Source organism: Phocaeicola coprophilus DSM 18228 = JCM 13818, assembly GCF_000157915.1.
Taxonomy (GTDB): Bacteria; Bacteroidota; Bacteroidia; order Bacteroidales; family Bacteroidaceae; genus Phocaeicola; species Phocaeicola coprophilus.
In genome coordinates, this window is the sequence record NZ_EQ973651.1 from 134,137 (window position 1) to 154,717 (window position 20,581).

Below are 20,581 nucleotides of genomic sequence, written 5' to 3' on the forward strand. Positions count from 1 at the left end.
ACTACGGAGAAGAATTGTGATATAGGCTTGCTCCGTAAAGTCCTATTGTCACGTGGCTGGCCAATAGGCTTTACCACCAAACTAATGCTGCAAATATACAAAAATAATCTTAATAAACGGATATAATCTTTAAGAAATTTGCTGGTTTGGTGTTTTTTTTTATGATTTCGGTCGATTTTGCAGAAATCTTTTACATCTGTTGTATGTACTGGAGTTAGTTTGGCAAAAATACACAAATGGTCACGGATTCAGTTTCTTATGTTAGAATGTGAATCATGGTTTGAAACTGTACACACTCGGGGTACAAATGAAAACACTATATGCTTGTGTCGGAAAGGTATATATGAGCTGATGGTAGAGTCGTCATCAACAACAATGCTCCCTGATGTGATAAAATCAGCAGGAATACTTGCTATTCATTTTACGATGGGGTTATGTTCACAAGTTTGAGATTTCATGTAAAAAAGTCCTAATTTCCATATTTCTCTTCTTGTAAATTATGGGATATTAAGAAAAATATCGTATCTTTGCCCCCGAATTGAGGCGTTCTTTGTATATTGCAAGGTTGTGAAAGAAAAAGAATATAGCTCGTTTCTAAATCGTTAGCAGTAACATTCTTTAAAGTACTTAACTTACTGATATTCAATCAATAAAAGATTTTGTTGTGACTCGCGGTATGAAAGGTGAATCGCTTGGAAATTCCGGCGGCTTTGGCCCATGGTTTGATAAGCTGGTTGATACCAGAAGGCAAATCGAACACATGGTCGTCTGCTGTCTTGTCCCCACGTTCCGGCATCCACTTCAACGCTTCATTGGAGAGCGGAAGGTAAATCGGTTCTTTCGTCTTCTGCATGGCTACTGCCAAGCGGTATTGGCCGTTGTCAATAAACACATCTTTCCATTGCAATCCGATAATGTCACTGATACGTAGTCCACAGAAGCAGGAGAACAGGTAGGCACTTTTTACCCCTTCGTTCTGCATTGGTGTAGCGATTAATGATCTCACTTCTTCAATAGTCATATACGAACGCACACTTTCCGGCATCTTGGGCTTCTCCGATTTTTCCATTTCGTTGAATGGATTCTTTAAGATCCGTTTCGCACGGACAGCGGCATTTAACGCACCGTTGAAAATCTGGTAATAGGTATTACGCGTAGAAGCCGAGATGGGTTTTCCTTTGGGACGGTAGTTTGTCAGCATATAGTCGATATAGCCGTGGCAAAAAGTGAGGTCAATCTGATTTAATGTGAATCTTTCTCCTGCATACTCTTTCAAGATATCGGTAACAGATTTTATCTGGCCTATGTTTTTCTTACCACGTTTCTTCTGTTCCTCTTTATAGAGTTGCATCCAGTCCAGCAGATAAACCTTATCCTTGTGATTCATGATACCGGCTTCACCACTTGTCAACTCTATGATACGCTTCGATTTGATTGCATTTGCGGCAGCCATTGTCGTTTCGTTCTGTTGGCGGGCATTACGATCCGTTTCCGGAATAAGATACATTTTCAGATACTCGTATGTCCGCTTACCATTTCGGTATATATCCAGATACAAACTCTTGCTGCCATTGGCCAACTCCTTCGTCCGAAGACGAATCGGCTCCTTTACTTTTATTGGCTTTCTGGTCCTTGGCATATTTGTGTCCTTTTATTCGTTATTTCCTATCACAAAGGTACAAATAAAAAACGAAATCAAGAAACAAACAAGAAACAAAAATGCACCTAAAAAAAGCAAAGCAACAGAAAACGTAGAAAACAACTGAAAATAAAAACTCGTATATAAATTATTGATATATAGATGATTTATCTATATTTATTTGGAACTTGTTTTCATTTTATATATGTCTTTATGATTATTGGAAATATAATGCTCATGTCTACAATTTTGCAAATTCGTTGTTGTACTCACCTAAAATAGCTCAGGATATAACTCAGAATGTATTCTTGAAAATATGGGAAAAGCGTCACGAAATAAATCCGGAGCAGAATTTTAATGCCTATCTCTTCACGATAGCCCGAAACATGGTCTATAAGGAAACTGAGCAGAAGCTGTTGGCTGAACAATCACTCAGGCAACTGCAGGAAGAGGAGGATGTTCTCGATATGAGTACCATACAGACATTGGATTATCATTTTACAGAAGAACTTTGTCGCAGTCTTGTAGAGGAATTGCCTCCTGCACGTCGGGAGATCTTTAAATTAAGCCGGTTTGAGAGGTTGTCAAACAAAGAAATAGCTTTGCGCCTGTCTATTTCAGAAAGAACCGTTGAAACTCAATTGTATAGAGCTACTCGTTTTTTGAAGCGGAAACTTCTTTCAGATGAAGGATTAGGACTTTTAATCTTACTATTTATCATTCAAAGTAATTAAGCATGCTTGGTTGAGCATGCTTTTTAATTATTAATTAACGTTAAATACTTATTTTCTTTTAATAGCTTGTAAGTGATTTGAAGCTTTAAAGGATATACAATACAGAAGGAGGATAAAATGGACTATATTGAATTGTTGGAAAAATATATGCAGGGGCTGACAACTCCTGAAGAAGAAAAGGCATTGCTTGATTGGATACAGCATGATGGTGATGCTCGCAGTACTATTTCTGCGTTCTATGAAAAGCGATGGAAAGAAACACCGGATACCGGTGTCTCTGCCGAATTGCAATATAAGATGTTGATGAATATAAAACAGAATATTTGTCAGCATGAAATAGAAAATCAATCGGCTGCAGGTAGAAAGATTGTATGGATGAATGTAATGAAGTATGCAGCTGCGATATTGGCTACAATGGTCGTTTCTGTATTTTCTGCTTATTATTTTTATTCCTCCGAAAGTGATGTGAAAAACTTTGTAGTTTATGCAGATAAAGGACAGCGGAGTAATCTGGTATTGCCGGATGGTACAAAAGTATGGCTGAATTCAGATTCAAAGCTGGAATATGATAATACTTACGGTGTAAAAGAACGTAAGATAAGATTGACAGGTGAAGCGTATTTTGAGGTTGCCAAGGATAAGGAACACCGTTTTCTGGTAAGTACCGGACTTATGGATGTTGAGGCTCTAGGTACTGCCTTTAATGTACAGTCTTATCCGAACGAAGATGAAATAACTACAACTTTGCTGGAAGGAAAGGTGAAAATTTCCACTCCCGGACAAGAGGCTATTCTGTTGCCCAATCAACAAGCCTGTTTTGGCAAAAGCAGTAATGGACTGAGTGTGATTGAAGTTGAAAATGCAAAATACTCCAATAGCTGGACAAAAGGTGAATTTGCTTTTAATGGAGCAACCCTGGAAGAAATAGCAAAGGAGCTGAGCCGTATGTACAATATGGAAATAAAGTTTGATTCTGACGAAATTAAAGAATATAATTTTTCGGGAGTCATTAAAAATAATAGTCTTACAAATGTGCTGGAGATTATTAGCCTGACTTCTCCGGTAGTTTATGAGGTAGTAAATGATTCAATAATACTAGATAAACAAAAATGATTTAAATTATTAATCTTATTGAGAAATGAAAGCACAGGAAGGACCTTAAAAAGAATGAGGATGTATCCGTTCTGACACATCCTCATCGTAAGTAAAGAGATTTAGTAAAATCAGATAAATAAAAGATTGGATTACTTGGCGGTTTCTTTTCTTTTATATAAACTGATTTTGCTTGTAAAATTACGTATAACTAATGAAAACACATTCAAAAAGCATGAAAAATGTAAGTAATTTCAAGCATTATTTATCAAAGTCTTGCTTATTGAGCATTATGCTTGCTGCAAGCCTTAATTCTTACTCACAAATAACGCTAAACGTAAACGGCAGTTCTGTTAAATCTGTGATTCATCAGATTGAGAAGCAGTCAGAGTATCGTTTCTTTTATGACAATAATTTGTCTGGACTGTCTAAGAAAGTGAATATCAATGTGAAAGACCAGCCGATTGATGAGGTACTGAATACAATTTGTAGTCAGGCTGGTATAGCTTATACAATAAAGGGTGATAAGCAGGTTGTTATCCATTCTGATAAAGCAGATGTTGCCCAGCAGTCTGTTACAAAGAAAATTACAGGTATTGTAAGTGATGAGCAGGGAATGCCTATTATCGGAGCGAATATCAGAGTCAAGGGTACAACCGTAGGAACAATTACGGATCTGGATGGTAAGTTTGCATTGGATGTCAATTCAGATGTTTCGATTCTGGAGATTTCCTATATTGGTTATAAAACTCAAAATGTCTCATTTAAAGGTAAAACTGATATCGCGGTAGTTCTGAAGGAAGATTCTGAAATTCTTGATGAAGTCGTTGTTGTCGGATATGGTTCTACAACCAAAAGAGCGATGGTCGCATCTGTTTCTTCTGTTAAGACTGAAGAAATAGGAGATTTGCCTGTTTCCAATATTACCCAGGGTATGGCTGGTAGAGCTGCCGGTCTGATTGTTCAGGGTGCAGGTGGTGGTATTGACAAGACACCTACTATCAGTATTCGTGGTGGAGGAACTCCTCTGGTCGTTATTGATGGTGTTATCAGAAATTATGATGACTTTGTACTCTTGTCTCCTGATGATATTGAAGCTTTGTCTGTTTTGAAGGATGCATCGGCAACTGCAGTGTATGGTTCGCGTGCAGCAGATGGTATTATTCAGGTTACGACCAAAAAGGGTAAGGAAGGCAAACCACGTATTGATTATTCATTCAACTATAGTATAGCACAACCGGCCAACTGGGCTGAACCTTTGGATTCATGGACTCGTGCTGAATATGCCAATATCGCCAAACGCAATGACGGGCTTCCTGATGCGTTTAGTGAAGACCGCATTCAAAAGATGAAAGACGGATCGGATCCTATTCAGAATAATAATACGAACTGGAGAGACCTGGTTTTGCGCGAATTTGCTCCGCAGTCCAAACATCAGGTAACAATGACTGGCGGTACAGATATTAATAACTATTATATGAGTCTTGGTCATATAAATCAGGGATCATTGTATGAAAACAACAGTTATAATATGCAGCGTACCAATTTCCGCCTCAGTCAGAGTTCTTTAATAAAGACTATCGGTCTGAAAGTAACTACGACTCTGGATGGATATATCAAGAAAACAACGCATCCGTATACTTCCACCAGCGATGGTCCTTATTATGTTTTCAGTCATATTCAAAATAAATCACCTCTGATCCCTGGTGTCAATAAGTATGGCTTACCCTATAATGTAAATGATAACCCTGTTGCAGAAATTGCAGATGATGCAGGATATAATAATGAAGACAGAAAACTGATTAATGGTAATTTGCAATTTGAATGGGCTGTACCCTGGGTTGACGGATTGAAATTGCGTGCTGCAGGAAACTACAGATATGCAATGGTAGCTAATAAAAAGTGGAGAAAAGATTCTGCAAAATATAATTATGATTCAGAAGAGCCGATATATAGTGCAAAACCATTATTCTATAATTCAACGAATTATGGACATACATATACACTTCAGTTCTTTGCCAACTATGACAAGACATTCGGTAAACATTCTATCTCGTTGTTAGGAGGTTATGAAGCAACTTATGGCTTTGCAAGTACATACTGGGTTCAACGTGAAAACTATGATTTCCCGATAGATCAGATTAATCCGGGTCCGGAAAGTTCACAGAAAAACGGTGGTAGTGAAGGTGAAAACGGGCGTGCAGGCTTTATCGGACAAATAAAGTATAATTACAATAATAAATACTTTGTTGAAGGAAGTATCCGTTATGACGGTTCTGATAATTTCCCGAAAAACCGCCGCTGGGGAACTTTTTACTCTGGTTCGGTAGGATGGAGCATTGCTGACGAAGCTTTCATGGAAGATTTGGTTGAGAAAGATGTTTTCAACCAGTTGAAGTTGCGTGCATCTTATGGACAGGTTGGTCTGGATAACTGGGGAAGTGATACTGATGTTTTTCATATTGGACGATTTGAATATATGAGTTCTTACAACTTGAACAATCAGGCCTGGGTCTTAAATGGTGCTTATGTACCTGGTTTTTCAGAAGGAGATATTCCTTCCTCTGATATATCATGGTTTACAACAGATCAGTTTGATATGGGTATTGATTTCTCTTCTTTAAAAAATAGATTATATGGTTCTATCGACTATTTCTATTACAAGACAAAAGGATTCTTATATGCTCCTAATCAAATTGATGTAGGTTATACAGCACCGCTGGGTATGTCCTTGCCGAGAGTTTCAACAAATGGTGAACATAGAAGAGCCGGTTTTGACTTTACTTTGGGCTGGAGAGATAATATTGGTAAATTCTCTTATGACATCTCTGCTAACTTTACTAAGTTTGATCAGTTGTGGGCAAACAATCCGTCTGAATCAGTAAGTGATTTGATGAATCCCTACAAACGTGCTACTCAGCAAACCGGATATTATGGAAACTTATATGAATGTTTAGGTTTCTATAAAGATGCACAGGATGTTTATAACAGTGTCAAGCGTTTAGGCTCTTATGATCTGACTGCTGGAGACTTGAAATATTCGGACTTCAATGGTGATGGTAAGATTGACGACTCAGATATGGTACGTACTGGAAAAAGCAGTTTCCCGAGAGGTAACTATGGTATTAATATTAAATTACAGTACGAAGGATTCTTCCTGTCAGCTTTGTTCCAGGGAGCTACCAGATTTGATATGTATTTGACCGGTACAGCTCAGATGAATGGTGGTCAAGCAGGTGAATTACCTGTTATTTATGATTATCATACCGACTTCTGGACACCGGATAATACGGATGCAAAATATCCCCGTTTGATGTCAAGCGCAGGTCTTAATGGAAACAATAATTATGTTTCAAGTAGTTTCTGGCTGATAAACGGTGCTTACCTTCGTATGAAAGATTTTTCATTTGGATATGACTTTAAACACTCGTTGTTGAAGGATGTAAATTGGTTGTCGAAAGCATCACTGGCTATTTCCGGTCAGAACTTATTTACTATATCTGAGGCGACAAAATATGGTCTTGACCCGGAAAATGCATCTGTTGAGCATTACGGATATCCCAATGAGAGAATTTTTGCAGTTAGTTTGAATTTAGGATTTTAAAGCGTAATATAATGAAAAACAATATATATACAGGTCTTTTTTGCATGGGAATTGCTTTTTCTGGAGTATTGTCATCATGTGATGTAATGGATACAAAGCCATTCGAAAGCTATAGTGAAGATTTGGTATGGGGAAGCTATGAAACGGCTGAGGCTTTTGTTATACAGACATATAATAACACCATAGCAAATTTTTCCGGAAATTCTGCTGCCTGGGAAGTATTGACTCCTAATGGTGCATATTGTGATCAGGTTGGTAACTCTATAAATACTGTAGCTACTGAAACAGGTATTGATGCGTATTCAGATTATGGTTTTGGACGTTTTGGTGAGCAACGTAGCTGTAATATGATTCTGGAGAAAGTTGCAAGCTCCAATTTATCTGAAGAGCAGAAAAAGCAGTTGATAGCTGAAGGTCATTTCTTGAGAGGAGTATTATATTTCGATATGACCCGAAAGATGGGACGCTTTGTGCCTATTACACGAGTTCTTTCTGTGGATGATACGGAAGCTTTTCAGACTCCATTGACTGAGAGTGTCAATAAGAGTTATGAACTGGTTCTGGATGATTTGAATAAAGCTGTTGAGGGATTGCCGGAAACTTCTGAAAGTGGACGTGCCAATAAATATGTAGCTTTAGCCTTGAGAAGCCGTGCTGCTTTGCAAGCTTATGCTTATACAAAAAACGAGCAGTATTTGGATTTGGCTATTTCTTCTGCCAATGATGTCATTAATTCAGGAAAATATACTCTGACTGAGAATTATGGAGGAATGTTTAATGATGAGTCTCCAGAGGATCCTGAAATAATTATGGGACGTTATTATCTGGATAAAGATGCTACAGTGGGAAGTTTTAATGAGATGATAAATGTTATGCCTAATCTTCCTATTGATGAACTTCAAAAGGGTAGCGCCGATGGAACTACTACTTTTGATGAAAAGAAAACATTTGACGGATGGGGATCATATTGGCCGACTCAGGATCTTGTTGATCAGTATCTGGTCATTGATGAAAAAACAGGGGAAGCAAAGTCGTGGTATGAATCTTCTCAGATACTTGACAACGTAGATTTTCTCAGTACTTCAGGATTGAGCGAGGGTTCAATAGAAACTTTTACTCGATTTGACGGTGAAAAAAGACATATACCTACAGCCGTAGACCTTATAACAGGCCGTGAAGATTATCCGCTGTTTACGTATAATCTGAAAGTTAAAGATGGATGTACACGCGATATCAGTGATCTGATGTATTCTAACCGTGATAAACGAATGGATGCTACAATTGTTCGTGACAAGACGGAATGGCAGAAAGAATATATAGAGACAAATATGGGAGGTAGTGCATCTCAGGGTATACGTTCTAAGGAAGATGGTGGCTGGTATACGACAACGACTGGTTATTACTGGCGTAAGTATACCGTATTGGTTGATCCGAGAGTTTATGTTTCTAACAAGATTAATTTCCATTATGTGATAGCTCGTTTGGGTGAAATGTATATGAATCTTGCAGAAGCATATTTGCTGAAAGGGGATGTAGCCAATGCCGTTACAGCATTGAATGCAACACGTGTTAAGCATGGAGGGCTTCCTGCTTCTCAGGCATCCACACTTGAAGAAGCCTGGAAAGACTATATTCGTGAAAGACGTGTTGAAATGGCTTATGAAGAGGCTGATATCTATTTCAGTTATTTGAGATGGGGTAAATATGGTTCTTATAGTAATTATGGACGTAATGCTGGAGATGTCATTAAAGATCTGAATGCCCCTGTTTATAAGATTTCAATATCAAGTGATAGAAAATCTGCCTGCATTGGTCAGTTGACATTGCTTAATAGCTGGAACCGTAAGTTTACAACAAAACGCTATTTGTTCCCTATACCGCAAGGACAAATTGACACGCGTACAGCAGCGGGAATTATTGATAAACAAAATGAAGGATGGTAATTAAATTTTTATTTATGAAAAAGATATTATATTGTTTGACTTTAGTTTTTTCGGCTTTACTGTTTTCGTCATGTTTAAAAGGTGGTCTTGAAGATCTGCCAGAGTATGAAGATGCAGAAATTACTTCTGTCAGCGCAGTGCGTTATCGGTATATGACAGATGAAAAGTCACCAGCTTCCGGTGAATATCTGGTGAAAGAAGTTGATTTGACTTTTGATGCAGATATTGATAGTGAATCTGGCAGTGTAAAGATAAAAGTTTCAGTCCCAAGTGAATTTCCCGCAGGAGAACTGGGCAATCTGTCAACCTCTAACCTGGTTGTAGCGGTTTCTATTTCTACTGCAGCTCGTATGAGCCCTGTTGGAGATTCTTCTCAATTAGGTGTACCTGCAGATTGGAGTAAGTTAAATCGTTATGTAGTTCAGGCTGCAAATGGAAATAAAAAGGATTGGACTATAGAAATTGTTGAATTTAACAAATAAATAGGATTTTGATCTAAAGCAGCCTGGATATTTAATTTCCCGGCTGCTTTTTTAATGCTGATACGTATGAATAGATGGCTTGTTTTGTTTTGTCTTATCAATATATTTACGGCTACAGCCCGAAAGACTGATGAGGCTTTTCGTGTGCTCCAGCGTGTAAGTAAGCAGTCTTCTGTTCCGGTGAAGCTGGAATTGAAGAAAGGAGTCGGAAACATGTATTATGAATATTCCGTAAAGGATGGAATTTTGCATTTGAAAGGATCGGACAATGTATCTCTTTGCCGGGGATTTTATGATTATGTCAAGACTCACCGTCTGGGCATGTATACCTGGAGCGGCAATAATATCCGTCTTCCGGAAGAATTGCCTGCTGCTTCTTCCGTCAGGGTAGAGTCTCCTTTCCGTAATCATTATTATTTTAATGTCTGTACTTATGGCTACACGATGCCTTATTGGGATTGGGCACGCTGGGAACAGGAAATCGACTGGATGGCTCTTCATGGCATCAATATGCCGCTGGCCCTGGTTGGCTATGAAGCCATTCTTGCCCGTGTCTGGCAAAAGATGGGACTGACGGAAGAGGAGATAAACAGTTATTTTGTCGGTCCGGCACACCTGCCCTGGATGCGTATGGGTAATGTGAGCGGGATAGACGGCCCTTTGAATCCGGACTGGCATGCCGGTCAGCTGGCTCTTCAGCATAAGATCCTCGACCGGATGCGTGCTTTGGGTATGAAGCCGATTTGTCCGGGCTTCCCCGGTTTCATACCGGAAGCATTTAAGCGGATCTATCCGGATCTTCATATTGTTGAAACCCATTGGGGAGGTGCCTTCCATAATTGGATGATTTCTCCCACAGAGCCTTTGTTCGCAAAGATTTCTGAGGCGTTCATCAAGGAATGGGAGAAAGAGTTCGGTAAATGTGACTATTACCTGGTAGACAGTTTCAATGAGATGGACATACCTTTCCCGGAGAAGGGAAATCCTGCCCGCTATGAAATGGCAGCTTCTTATGGTGAGAAGGTTTATAGTTCCATAAAGCGTGCCAATAAGGATGCCGTGTGGGTTATGCAGGGCTGGATGTTCGGCTACCAGCGTCATATCTGGGACTACGAGACTCTGGGTGCTCTTGTGTCCCGGGTTCCCGATGATAAGATGCTGCTTCTGGACCTGGCCGTTGATTACAACAGGCATTTCTGGCATTCGGAAGTGAACTGGGAATATTACAAGGGATTCTACAACAAACAGTGGGTCTACAGTGTGATTCCCAATATGGGAGGAAAGACGGGAATGACGGGTGTTCTTGATTTCTATGCCAACGGTCATCTGGAAGCACTTTCTTCCTCCAACCGGGGAAATCTGGTAGCCCACGGACTGGCTCCCGAAGGAATTGAGAATAATGAAGTGCTTTATGAACTGGTGACTGATGCGGGCTGGAGTGACCACCGTATGGATGTACGTGACTGGTTGAAGCAGTATAGCATCAATCGTTACGGCAAGGCTCCGGCTCAGTTGATGAAAGCCTGGGATTATCTCCTGAAGTCTGTATATGGAACGTTTACGGATCATCCCCGTTTCAACTGGCAGTTCCGGCCGGGTCTTGTCAAGAATGGTTCTATTAATATAAGTGATGATTATTTCAAGGGGCTTGAGTCTTTTGTTGCAGCATCCGAAGAATTGAAGGACAGTCCTTATTACCTCACGGATCTTTGTGAAATGACAGCCCATTATCTTGGTAGTAAGGCAGAAATACTGACCAGACAGATTGATCAGGAATATTTGTTGGGAGATACGCTTCAGGCACATTTCCTCCAGAGTCGGTTTGAAACCTTCATGCTGGGGATGGACCGTATCTTATCCCAGCATCCTACTCTTCGTCTGGACCGTTGGGTGTCTTTTGCTTCGAAGGCAGCAAGAACGGAAGCACAGAGAAAACAGTATGAGATGAATGCCCGCCGTATCGTTACGGTCTGGGGACCTCCCGTTGACGATTATTCCGCAAGAATGTGGAGTGGTCTGGTCGGTAGCTATTATCTTGGCCGGTGGAAAGAATATTATAAAGGCCGTGATAGCGGCAAATCGGCAGATTTATCTTCATGGGAACGTAAATGGGTTGAAGAGAATCGTGTTTATAAGAAGTGGAATTCAGATTTTGATCTTATAGATTTTTCTCGTAAAATGATAGGCTTGTCTCAGGATATTTCTTCTGCAGATTTGCTTTTGAACCGTCCTGCTATGATCGGTACCTGGAGTTTAGCCAGAAATTCTTCCAAAGATTTATTGTTTAATATACCAGCCCGTATGCTTGTTGGGTTGAATGGTGTTTCATTGGAATGCCTGAAAGGTAAAGGAGATATAGAAGTTACCGGATTGGTTCTTGAGGCTGATGGTAAAGTTATATATTCTTCTTCAGATCGTGTTTTATCAGACGAGGGTATTCTGAACTTAAAGCTTGAAATTCCTGCTAATGTTACAGCAAATAACGGATGTGTATTGAAGTTAAAGATAAAATCCTCAACAGATAGTGCTGCCGGTATCGTTATTTGTGTCAATAAAAAACAGAGTTAGTTTATAATTCATGGAATGATGCGTATGATAGTAGTAACTTTGTAATTGTAGTGTTTATGTGTAGACTGTATTTTTCTTTAATATGTTTATTATTGATTACTTCTTCAACCTTTGCATCTTTATCTGTTGATACTGTTGTAAAGAGAATCAGGATCAATCGTGAACTGCTAAATATTGGCATTATTTCTGATGCACAATTTCCGGAGAATGATGAAAATTTATCAGTCGGTCATTTGGGGGTTGTAATGAATGGTCCTAAACATGTACATAGAGCTCTGAATTATTTTAAGAAGATGTCTGTAGATATGATCATAATGAACGGGGATATGGTTAATTCTCCTTCAGGCGGCAATGCATATAATACATATAATATGTTGCTGGATGATGTATATGGCAAAGAGCGTACTGGGATGCCTTTATTAATATACCCGATGGGAAATCATGAATTTTATAGCAGCAATGCAGAAAATTTGTATAAAGATAATGTAGAGCTTCCTCTAAACAGTCATTATGTCGTAAACGGCATACACTTTATCGGGGTATCCTGTTCGGATGGTAATGGCGGATACACTGAAGATAGGCTGGAATATTTAAGACATCATCTTGAAATTGCTTATCATGAAAATAAAACTAATCCTATAATTGTGATAAGTCATATGCCTTTTAAGGTTGACAACTTCTTTGGCGGCCAATGGGAGTCTCCTCAGGCGAAAGAGTTTTATCAGATTTTGTCAGCCTATCCTCAAGTCGTATATCTTTGCGGACATAGTCATTATCCGTTATTTGATGATTTATCAGTAATTCAAAAGGATTTTACAATAATCAATACAGGTAGTACATCGTATTTTGATCTTGACTGGAATACATTGAAGAATAAAAATATGTTGGATAAAGATCTTCCTAATGAATATGAGAATCCTCAATTGATCGGCATTTTTAAACAAGCGGATATAGATGGTAGAGATGAAGTAAACCAAGGATGGATTATGGATCTTAATTCAAGGACTGGAAACATAAATCTAAGACGAATGAATTATGATCTGTCACGTCAATTTGGGTATAATATAGTTTTGCAGGATTTGTACAGGAGAAATTTCACATATACAGAAGCGCAAATGAGAGCTAATGCGAAATCTCCTTATTTTAAAAAAGGTTCTCATATTAATTGTTTTGTCTGTGATGATGGAGTTGTAGATATTTGTTTTAATTCTGCTTCTCCCGATGTATTAACGAAGCATTATATGATGATAATAACAGATCCTGATGGAAACCAGAAAAAAATTCGTTTCCTTGCAAAGGGATATTATCAAGGTTTTGACTTGCCATATATGGAACATGTTCGTTATTACGGAAGTAAGAAAAAGGGCAAATATCAGGTGAAAATAAAGGCTGTCAGTTGTTTGGGTAAAGAAAGTTCCTTTTTGCAGTCTGATTATATGTTTTAGCTTTAGGAAAAGTTTTTTTGTCTGAAAGTGCTAATATAATCAATATTAATGCTATTTTTACTAGTTAAAAGGGAACATGGATTTTAGCTGAAAATATAACACTATGGCAAAAGGATTTCATTTCTTCTCGGTGCCAGTCAGGCCTGTACTGAGAAATTTCTTTCTGGCGAGTATTTTGCTGGCTTGTTTGTTGGGAAGTATTTTTAAGGCGGAGGCCCGTGAGGTAACTCCATTCAATAACGGATGGGAGTTTAAGAAAGGGCCTTTTCCAACCGATGCGATGCAGACTGCTGCCAGATGGAATGCAGATTGGGAACAGGTGAATGTGCCTCATACCTGGAATGCGGATGATATGCAGAAGAAAACCAACAGCTTTTATGCTGGGGTAGCTTATTATCGGAAGCACTATGTTTTTCCTGAATCACTGGAAGGCAAGCGTCTTTTTCTACGCTTTGAGGGTGTAGGAGCATGTGCCGAAGTTTATGTCAACGGTTATTTGGTTGGAACACATAAAGGAGCTTATTCTGCATTTGTCTGCGAAATTGGTTCGCAAGTCAGGCTGGGAGAAGAGAATGAAATTGTTGTCAAGTCCGATAATGTAGCACGTCCGGATGTGATTCCGGTCAACCATGCTCTTTTTGGCGTCTATGGTGGAATTTACCGTCCCGTATGGCTGATAGTGACTGAACCCTGCAATATTGTAGTGAATGACTGTGCCTCTCCGGGTGTATATATAACTCAGAAGAACGTATCGAAACAGTCTGCTGATGTTTCTGTCAGGGTGAAACTTGATAATGCAACATTGGCTCCGGCTGCTCTTGAACTGGAAAATGCGATTTATACCCGTGAGGGCAAGTTGGTTAAAGTTCATCGGCAGTTTTTTGAGCTGACTCCTCAGGGAGTACAAAACTATGTTTCTGATTTTAAAATCAGTCATCCTCATCTTTGGCAGGGGCGCGAAGATCCTTATTTATATAAGGTCGTCTCTCGTCTGAAACAGGACGGACAGGTAATTGATGAAGTGATACAGCCACTCGGCTTGCGTAAGTATGAGGCTGTGGCTGGAAAAGGTTTCTTCCTGAATGGTAAAAAATATCCGATGTATGGAGTTACCCGTCATCAGGACTGGTGGGGGATGGGTAGCGCACTGACTAACAGGGAACATGATTTTGATCTGGAGCAGATTATGGAAGTTGGGGCAACGACCGTGCGTTTTGCTCATTACCAGCAGTCGGATTATATTTATTCACGTTGTGATACGTTGGGACTTATTATCTGGGCTGAGATTCCTTTTGTGAACCGTGTGACAGGGCAGGAGTGGGATAATGTTCATCAGCAAATGCGCGAGCTGATACGTCAGAGTTTCAATCATCCTTCTATTTATGTGTGGGGAATTCATAACGAGGTGTATCATCCGCATGGTTATACGGCTGCTCTTACTCAGTCTGTTCACGATCTCTGCAAACTGGAAGATCCTGATCGTTATACGGTGGCTGTCAATGGTTATGGCCATGCAGAACATCCGGTTAACGGGAATACCGATATACAGGGAATGAACCGTTATTTCGGATGGTATGAGAAAAAGATACAGGATATCAAACCCTGGATTGAAAAAATGGCAAAAGAATATCCCTGGCAACGGCTGATGCTGACAGAATATGGGGCTGATGCGAACATTGAGCATCAGACAGAATTGCTGGGAGATGCCTTGAACTGGGGCAGTGATTTTTATCCGGAAACTTTCCAGACAAAGACACATGAGTATCAGTGGGGAGTAATTTCTCAGCATCCTTATATTCTTGCTTCTTATTTATGGAATATGTTTGACTTTGCAGTTCCTCAATGGAAGCGTGGAGGTGTAGATGCGCGGAACATGAAAGGGTTGATAACTTTTGATCGTAAAATACGCAAGGATGCTTTCTATTGGTATAAGGCAAACTGGAGTAAGGAGCCGGTGCTTTATCTGACGCAACGCCGTAATACGGAACGTGAACGCCGGGAAACTTCTGTCACTGTCTATTCCAATCTTGGGACACCCCGCGTTTTCCTGAATGGCCGGGAACTGGATGGCGTTCGTAAGGGATATACCGATGTGCATTACATTTTTGATCAGGTAACGCTTGCCGAAGAACGAAATGTACTTAGAGCTGTTATCGTGTCTGATGGTAAGGAATATACCGATGAAATTGTGTGGAACTACAACGGTGAGCATGTCCGGCAGGCCGATGCTTACGAACATAAGAAAGAACATGCCGGCTGGTGATAACCATAGCCGGCATGTCTTTTATGATTATTCTTCACCATTCAGTTGCATTTGGCCGAACGACAGAGGGAGCAGATCTTTGACTCCCTGTAGCTCGTAGACTCCTGTGCGGCTGCACAACAGGATTCGCATGGGCTTGCCATAGCGTTGTTCCGTTTCCAGCAAGACTTGCCGGCAGGCTCCGCAGGGAGAAATGGGCTGTTCCAGAAAGCCAGCTTCATTGCGTGCTGCAATAGCCAGGGTAAGTATGGGTTGGTCGGGATATTGTGAATTGGCATAGAATACTGTGGTTCTTTCTGCACAGGTGCCGGAAGGATAGGCTGCATTTTCCTGATTACTTCCGGTAACGATTGTTCCGTTTTCCAGCAATGCGGCAGCTCCTACTGCAAAATGGGAGTAGGGGGAGTAACTTCTGCTGGTTGCTTCCCGGGCGGCATCCGTCAGGCGACGGTCTGTTTCATTCAGCTCCCCGTAGTTCAGGGAACGGACATGAATTTCTAGTTTAATTTCTTTCATGGCAGTTAGATTAGGGATAAATGATCGTGGAACAAATATAGCTTTTTCTTTGGAAACCGGAAAATAAATAGCAGGATTACCGGCAGAAAGTAGCTTCCACACCCACTTCCTTACAATCTGCTCCCATCGGTGGATTTTGCTTGTCAAGGGTGATCCGTATCTCGCTGACAGCAGGAAAATCGTTCAGTAGACGGGAGGCGATACGCCGGATAACGTGTTCCAGAAGCAGAGAAGGAATATTCATTTCTTCCTTGACAGTCTTGAATACTTCAGCATAGTTGACTGTTCCCTCCAGACAGTCATTTTCAGCAGCATGCGAGAAGTCTGTTTTCAGACGAAGGTTGAGGGTATATTCAGCGCCTACGCGGTTTTCCTGTGGAAGGACACCGTGATAAGCATATAGTTTCAGTCCATTCAAATGGATGTACATGTCTTGAGTTTTCATACGCAGTTTATCAGATAAAAAATAGAGGGCGCAAAGATGCATTGTTTTTTCCGGAATAATACCGGAAGCAATACGCCTTTGCGCCCCGATTGGTTATATTTCTCAGGCCTGCTTTTTATCCGCAGCGGGAAGATCCGCAAGTCTTGCAGATCAGACAGCCTTCCTGGTAAACCAGGGTTTCATGACCGCAGTTAGGACATTTCACTCCCTTGGCTTCAGTTCCGTCCTGTACATATTTTTTCAGGGCGCGTTCTACACCATTCTTCCAGGTATTGATGTTTTCGCTGTCCAACTGGAGTGAGCCTACAAGTTTGATGACCTGTTCGATCGGCATACGCCAGCGCAATACACCGGAGATCAGTTTTGCGTAGTTCCAGTATTCTTTGTTGAACTTCTCGGACAAGCCTTCAATGGTCATCTTGTAGCCGCGTTTGTTCTCGAACTGGAAGTCATAGCGCTTCACTCCGTCTTCATCGTAATTCTTGATGATGCGGCCGCTGGTTACAGATTTAGGCAGAACGATACCTTCCTCATCATCCTGAAGACCGGTAAAGATTTCGTAGGGACGTCCGTCGAGCAATCCTACAAATGCTACCCATTTCTCTTTGTTGTTCTGGAAACGTACTACATCAGCTTCCAGTACTTTCGGACGTACTTCTACAACCTGAGGCGGTTTGCAGTGGCATTCTTCCTCTTCTTTCTTTTTGTCTTTTTTAGTAGAGATCAGTACACCTGCACGTGAACCGTCACGGTAAACTGTACATCCTTTGCAGCCGGATCGCCATGCTTCTACGTAGAGGCGGTTCACCAGTTCTTCATCAACACTGTTCGGCAGGTTGATTGTAACACTGATGGAATGGTCTACCCATTTCTGGATGCGTCCTTGCATTTTGACTTTCATCAGCCAGTCTACATCGTTTGATGTAGCTTTATAATAAGGAGATTTTGCAACCAGATCATCAATCTCTTCTTGTGTATAATGCTTGTTCGGGTCGTATCCATTGACTTCCATCCAGGTCAGGAACTTGTGATGGAACACTACATATTCTTCAAATGCATCTCCTGTTTCGTCTACAAAGTCTACATGGACATTGGCATCATTCGGGTTGACTTTACGACGACGCATGTATACCGGCATGAAAACCGGTTCGATACCTGAAGTTGTTTGAGTCATCAGACTGGTAGTTCCGGTAGGAGCAATGGTCAGACAGGCAATGTTGCGTCGTCCGTAGCGTACCATATCTTCATACAAAGCAGGATCTGCATCCTTGATACGGTTGATGAACGGATTGTTCTTTTCGCGTTCTGCATCGTAAATTTCGAATGCGCCACGTTCCTTAGCCATGTTTACAGATGAGCGGTAAGCTTCAAGTGCAACAGTTTTATGTACCTGTTCTGAGAATTCAGTTGCTTCTTCTGTACCATAGCGCAGTCCCATAGCTGCCAGCATATCACCTTCGGCTGTAATACCTACACCTGTACGTCTTCCCAGTCCGGATTTGCGGTATATCTTTTCCCACAGGTGACGTTCTGCGCCTTTGACTTCTTCACTTTCCGGATCGGCATCAATTTTTTCCATGATGCGTTCGATCTTTTCCAACTCCAGATCAATGATGTCGTCCATGATTCGCTGAGCCAGGGCAATGTGTTTCTTGAACAGGTCGAAGTCGAATCGGGCTTCCGGAGTGAACGGATTGATTACATATGAATACAGGTTGATGGCCAGCAGACGGCAAGAGTCGTAAGGGCACAACGGAATTTCACCGCAGGGGTTGGTAGAAACCGTACGGAATCCTAAATCAGCATAGCAGTCAGGAACAGATTCACGGATGATTGTATCCCAGAACAGAACACCCGGTTCTGCCGATTTCCATGCATTGTGCACAATCTTTTTCCACAAGGCAGAAGCATTGATCTGCTTGGATACCATCGGATGATCTGAATCAATCGGGAACTGTTGGGTGTACATCCGGCCTTCTACGGCAGCTTGCATGAATTCGTCATCCAGTTTCACGGAAACATTAGCTCCGGTCACTTTGCCTTCCGTCATCTTGGCATCAATGAATGCTTCTGAGTCGGGATGCTTGATGGATACACTCAGCATCAGGGCGCCGCGGCGGCCATCCTGTGCTACTTCACGGGTAGAATTGGAATAACGTTCCATGAACGGAACCAGTCCGGTAGAAGTCAATGCGGAGTTCTTTACCGGTGAACCTTTCGGTCGGATGTGTGACAAATCATGTCCGACACCTCCACGCCGTTTCATCAGCTGTACCTGTTCTTCATCAATACGGATAATGGCACCGTATGAGTCTGCAGCTCCTTCCAGACCGATAACGAAACAGTTGGACAGTGATGCGACCTGATAGTCGTTACCGATACCAGTCATCGGGCTTCCTTGCGGAACGATGTACTTGAAATGGTCGAGCAGGTCAAAAAGTTCTTGTGCACTGAGTGCGTTTGGATACTTAGCCTCGATGCGGGCCACTTCATTGGCGATACGCCAATGCATGTCCTCCGGAGACTTTTCGTAGATGTTACCGAACGAGTCTTTCACAGCATATTTATTTACCCAGACACGTGCGGCAAGTTCATCGCCTTTAAAATACTGCAATGAAGCGTTATAGGCTTCATCGTAGCTGTACGTTTTCTTTTCCACTTTTGTATATGAATGAGTTTGTTATCAATTTAAAAAGGTCTTGCCTGTAGAAATTTTGCTCTTCTTAAATCATAACGGCTGCAAAGCTAGAGATGTTTTTTTGATTTGCCAAATAAAACTTTGAGAAGTTATTAACAATCGGTGAAGTTTTCCAAAACGAAAAACTAATAATTTGTATATTAGTAAAATAACTAAAATAGGAATAGCTGAAAATTTTCCAAAAAGTAAACTTCTTCTCAGAGGTGATATAGAGCTTGTTTCCTTGCCTGGAGGGTATTACAGCATGGAAAACCTTTGTCTGGAGGGGGGGGGAAAGGGTGAGAAGAGTATGTGTCTCTAATAGAATTTTCTTATATTTGTAAAATAAAACAAGATAATATGGATTCAATCAGAAACAGACGTACGATTCGTAAGTACAAGCAGCAGGATATTCCTGCAGAGCTGTTGAACGGGCTGCTGGAAGAAGCTTTTCGGGCTTCCACAATGGGAAATATGCAGCTTTACAGTGTAGTGGTAACCCGGGATGCAGAGCGTAAGGCTCTTCTTGCACCGGCTCATTTTAATCAGCCTATGGTGACTTCTGCACCGGTGGTTTTGACATTTTGTGCAGATTTCAACCGTTTCAGCAAATGGTGCCGTCAGCGCAAGGCAGAACCGGGGTATGACAATTTGATTTCCTTTATCAATGCCGCTTCTGATACCTTGCTGGCTGTTCAGAACTTCTGTACGCTGGCAGAAGATCGTGGTCTCGGTATCTGTTATTTGGGAACAACTGTATATAATCCGGATCAGATTATAGATATTCTTCATTTGCCGGAACTGGTCGTGCCTGTGGCCACGATTACGGTAGGATATCCGGATGAATGCCCTGCTCAGCCGGACCGCTTGCCGTTAAGCGGAATTATACATGAAGAAGAATATCACGATTACACTCCGGAAGCAATTGATGCCATCTATGCGATGAAGGAATCATTGCCGGAAAACAAACATTTTGTGGAAATCAATCATACGGAAACGCTGGCTCAGATCTTCACGAATATCCGTTATAAGAAATCGGATAATGAATTTATGTCTGAAGGACTGAAGCGTACACTCAAGCGTCAGGGGTTTGATAAATAAGATTTCATTGGAATCAGATACAAAGAAAGCGGACCGGACAATCAGTTTTAACTTTTGTCCGGTCCGCTTCTT

At 41.0% G+C, this 20,581-nt stretch carries 13 protein-coding genes; 9 read left to right on the plus strand and 4 right to left on the minus strand.

Translation table 11 applies throughout. The features are described from left to right. Positions 1 to 646 precede the first annotated feature (646 nt). The gene (locus tag BACCOPRO_RS16490; RefSeq protein ID WP_008145387.1) at positions 647 to 1,639 is read right to left on the minus strand and encodes a site-specific integrase; all 993 of its coding nucleotides are present in this window, start codon (positions 1,637 to 1,639) and stop codon (positions 647 to 649) included. 263 nt (positions 1,640 to 1,902) lie between these two features. Between BACCOPRO_RS16490 and BACCOPRO_RS16495 the strand changes: the two genes are divergently transcribed. From BACCOPRO_RS16495 to BACCOPRO_RS16530, 8 genes are all read left to right on the plus strand, one after another. Then, on the plus strand, positions 1,903 to 2,373 hold the full coding sequence (locus BACCOPRO_RS16495; protein WP_008145388.1) for a sigma-70 family RNA polymerase sigma factor: 471 nt from the start codon (positions 1,903 to 1,905) through the stop codon (positions 2,371 to 2,373). Positions 2,374 to 2,490: 117 nt separating this feature from the next. Next, on the plus strand, positions 2,491 to 3,486 hold the full coding sequence (locus BACCOPRO_RS16500) for a FecR family protein (RefSeq protein ID WP_008145390.1): 996 nt from the start codon (positions 2,491 to 2,493) through the stop codon (positions 3,484 to 3,486). Positions 3,487 to 3,700: 214 nt separating this feature from the next. After that, positions 3,701 to 7,069 carry a SusC/RagA family TonB-linked outer membrane protein gene (locus BACCOPRO_RS16505; protein WP_169306518.1) on the plus strand — a complete coding sequence of 1,123 codons (3,369 nt, stop codon included), beginning with the start codon at positions 3,701 to 3,703 and terminating at the stop codon, positions 7,067 to 7,069. Positions 7,070 to 7,080: 11 nt separating this feature from the next. Next, positions 7,081 to 9,012 carry a RagB/SusD family nutrient uptake outer membrane protein gene (locus tag BACCOPRO_RS16510; protein WP_008145394.1) on the plus strand — a complete coding sequence of 644 codons (1,932 nt, stop codon included), beginning with the start codon at positions 7,081 to 7,083 and terminating at the stop codon, positions 9,010 to 9,012. 14 nt (positions 9,013 to 9,026) lie between these two features. Beyond that, complete coding sequence (locus BACCOPRO_RS16515; RefSeq protein ID WP_040311628.1) at positions 9,027 to 9,494, plus strand: DUF5018-related domain-containing protein; 468 nt, start codon at positions 9,027 to 9,029, stop codon at positions 9,492 to 9,494. A gap of 66 nt (positions 9,495 to 9,560) precedes the next feature. After that, entirely contained in the window at positions 9,561 to 12,062 is a 2,502-nt protein-coding gene (locus tag BACCOPRO_RS16520; protein WP_246497743.1) for an alpha-N-acetylglucosaminidase, read from the plus strand. Positions 12,063 to 12,118: 56 nt separating this feature from the next. Then, positions 12,119 to 13,507, plus strand: a complete 1,389-nt coding sequence (locus tag BACCOPRO_RS16525; RefSeq protein WP_118401010.1) for a metallophosphoesterase family protein — start codon at positions 12,119 to 12,121, stop codon at positions 13,505 to 13,507. 103 nt (positions 13,508 to 13,610) lie between these two features. After that, positions 13,611 to 15,770, plus strand: a complete 2,160-nt coding sequence (locus tag BACCOPRO_RS16530; protein WP_008145402.1) for a glycoside hydrolase family 2 protein — start codon at positions 13,611 to 13,613, stop codon at positions 15,768 to 15,770. 27 nt (positions 15,771 to 15,797) lie between these two features. Here BACCOPRO_RS16530 and cdd read toward each other — a convergent pair whose 3' ends face one another. The 3 genes from cdd to BACCOPRO_RS16545 form a co-directional block, all read right to left on the minus strand. Continuing rightward, complete coding sequence (gene cdd, locus BACCOPRO_RS16535; protein ID WP_008145404.1) at positions 15,798 to 16,388, minus strand: cytidine deaminase; 591 nt, start codon at positions 16,386 to 16,388, stop codon at positions 15,798 to 15,800. After that, complete coding sequence (folB, locus tag BACCOPRO_RS16540) at positions 16,363 to 16,731, minus strand: dihydroneopterin aldolase (RefSeq protein ID WP_040311630.1); 369 nt, start codon at positions 16,729 to 16,731, stop codon at positions 16,363 to 16,365. Before folB ends, cdd begins: the two co-directional genes overlap by 26 nt. 115 nt (positions 16,732 to 16,846) lie before the next feature. Continuing rightward, on the minus strand, positions 16,847 to 19,390 hold the full coding sequence (locus BACCOPRO_RS16545) for an adenosylcobalamin-dependent ribonucleoside-diphosphate reductase (RefSeq protein ID WP_008145408.1): 2,544 nt from the start codon (positions 19,388 to 19,390) through the stop codon (positions 16,847 to 16,849). A 378-nt stretch (positions 19,391 to 19,768) separates the two neighbouring features. Here BACCOPRO_RS16545 and BACCOPRO_RS16550 point away from each other — a divergent pair, with 378 nt between their 5' ends. Continuing rightward, on the plus strand, positions 19,769 to 20,509 hold the full coding sequence (locus BACCOPRO_RS16550; protein ID WP_008145412.1) for an NADPH-dependent oxidoreductase: 741 nt from the start codon (positions 19,769 to 19,771) through the stop codon (positions 20,507 to 20,509). Positions 20,510 to 20,581 lie beyond the last annotated feature (72 nt).

Excerpts from the sequence above, each read along its gene's own strand:
- BACCOPRO_RS16490 (WP_008145387.1), bottom strand. The coding sequence starts at position 1,639 with ATGCCAAGGACCAGAAAGCCAATAAAAGTAAAGGAGCCGATTCGTCTT.
- BACCOPRO_RS16500 (WP_008145390.1), top strand. The coding sequence starts at position 2,491 with ATGGACTATATTGAATTGTTGGAAAAATATATGCAGGGGCTGACAACT.
- BACCOPRO_RS16505 (WP_169306518.1), top strand. The coding sequence starts at position 3,701 with ATGAAAAATGTAAGTAATTTCAAGCATTATTTATCAAAGTCTTGCTTA.
- BACCOPRO_RS16510 (WP_008145394.1), top strand. The coding sequence starts at position 7,081 with ATGAAAAACAATATATATACAGGTCTTTTTTGCATGGGAATTGCTTTT.
- BACCOPRO_RS16515 (WP_040311628.1), top strand. The coding sequence starts at position 9,027 with ATGAAAAAGATATTATATTGTTTGACTTTAGTTTTTTCGGCTTTACTG.
- BACCOPRO_RS16520 (WP_246497743.1), top strand. The coding sequence starts at position 9,561 with ATGAATAGATGGCTTGTTTTGTTTTGTCTTATCAATATATTTACGGCT.
- BACCOPRO_RS16525 (WP_118401010.1), top strand. The coding sequence starts at position 12,119 with ATGTGTAGACTGTATTTTTCTTTAATATGTTTATTATTGATTACTTCT.
- BACCOPRO_RS16530 (WP_008145402.1), top strand. The coding sequence starts at position 13,611 with ATGGCAAAAGGATTTCATTTCTTCTCGGTGCCAGTCAGGCCTGTACTG.
- folB (WP_040311630.1), bottom strand. The coding sequence starts at position 16,731 with ATGAAAACTCAAGACATGTACATCCATTTGAATGGACTGAAACTATAT.
- BACCOPRO_RS16550 (WP_008145412.1), top strand. The coding sequence starts at position 19,769 with ATGGATTCAATCAGAAACAGACGTACGATTCGTAAGTACAAGCAGCAG.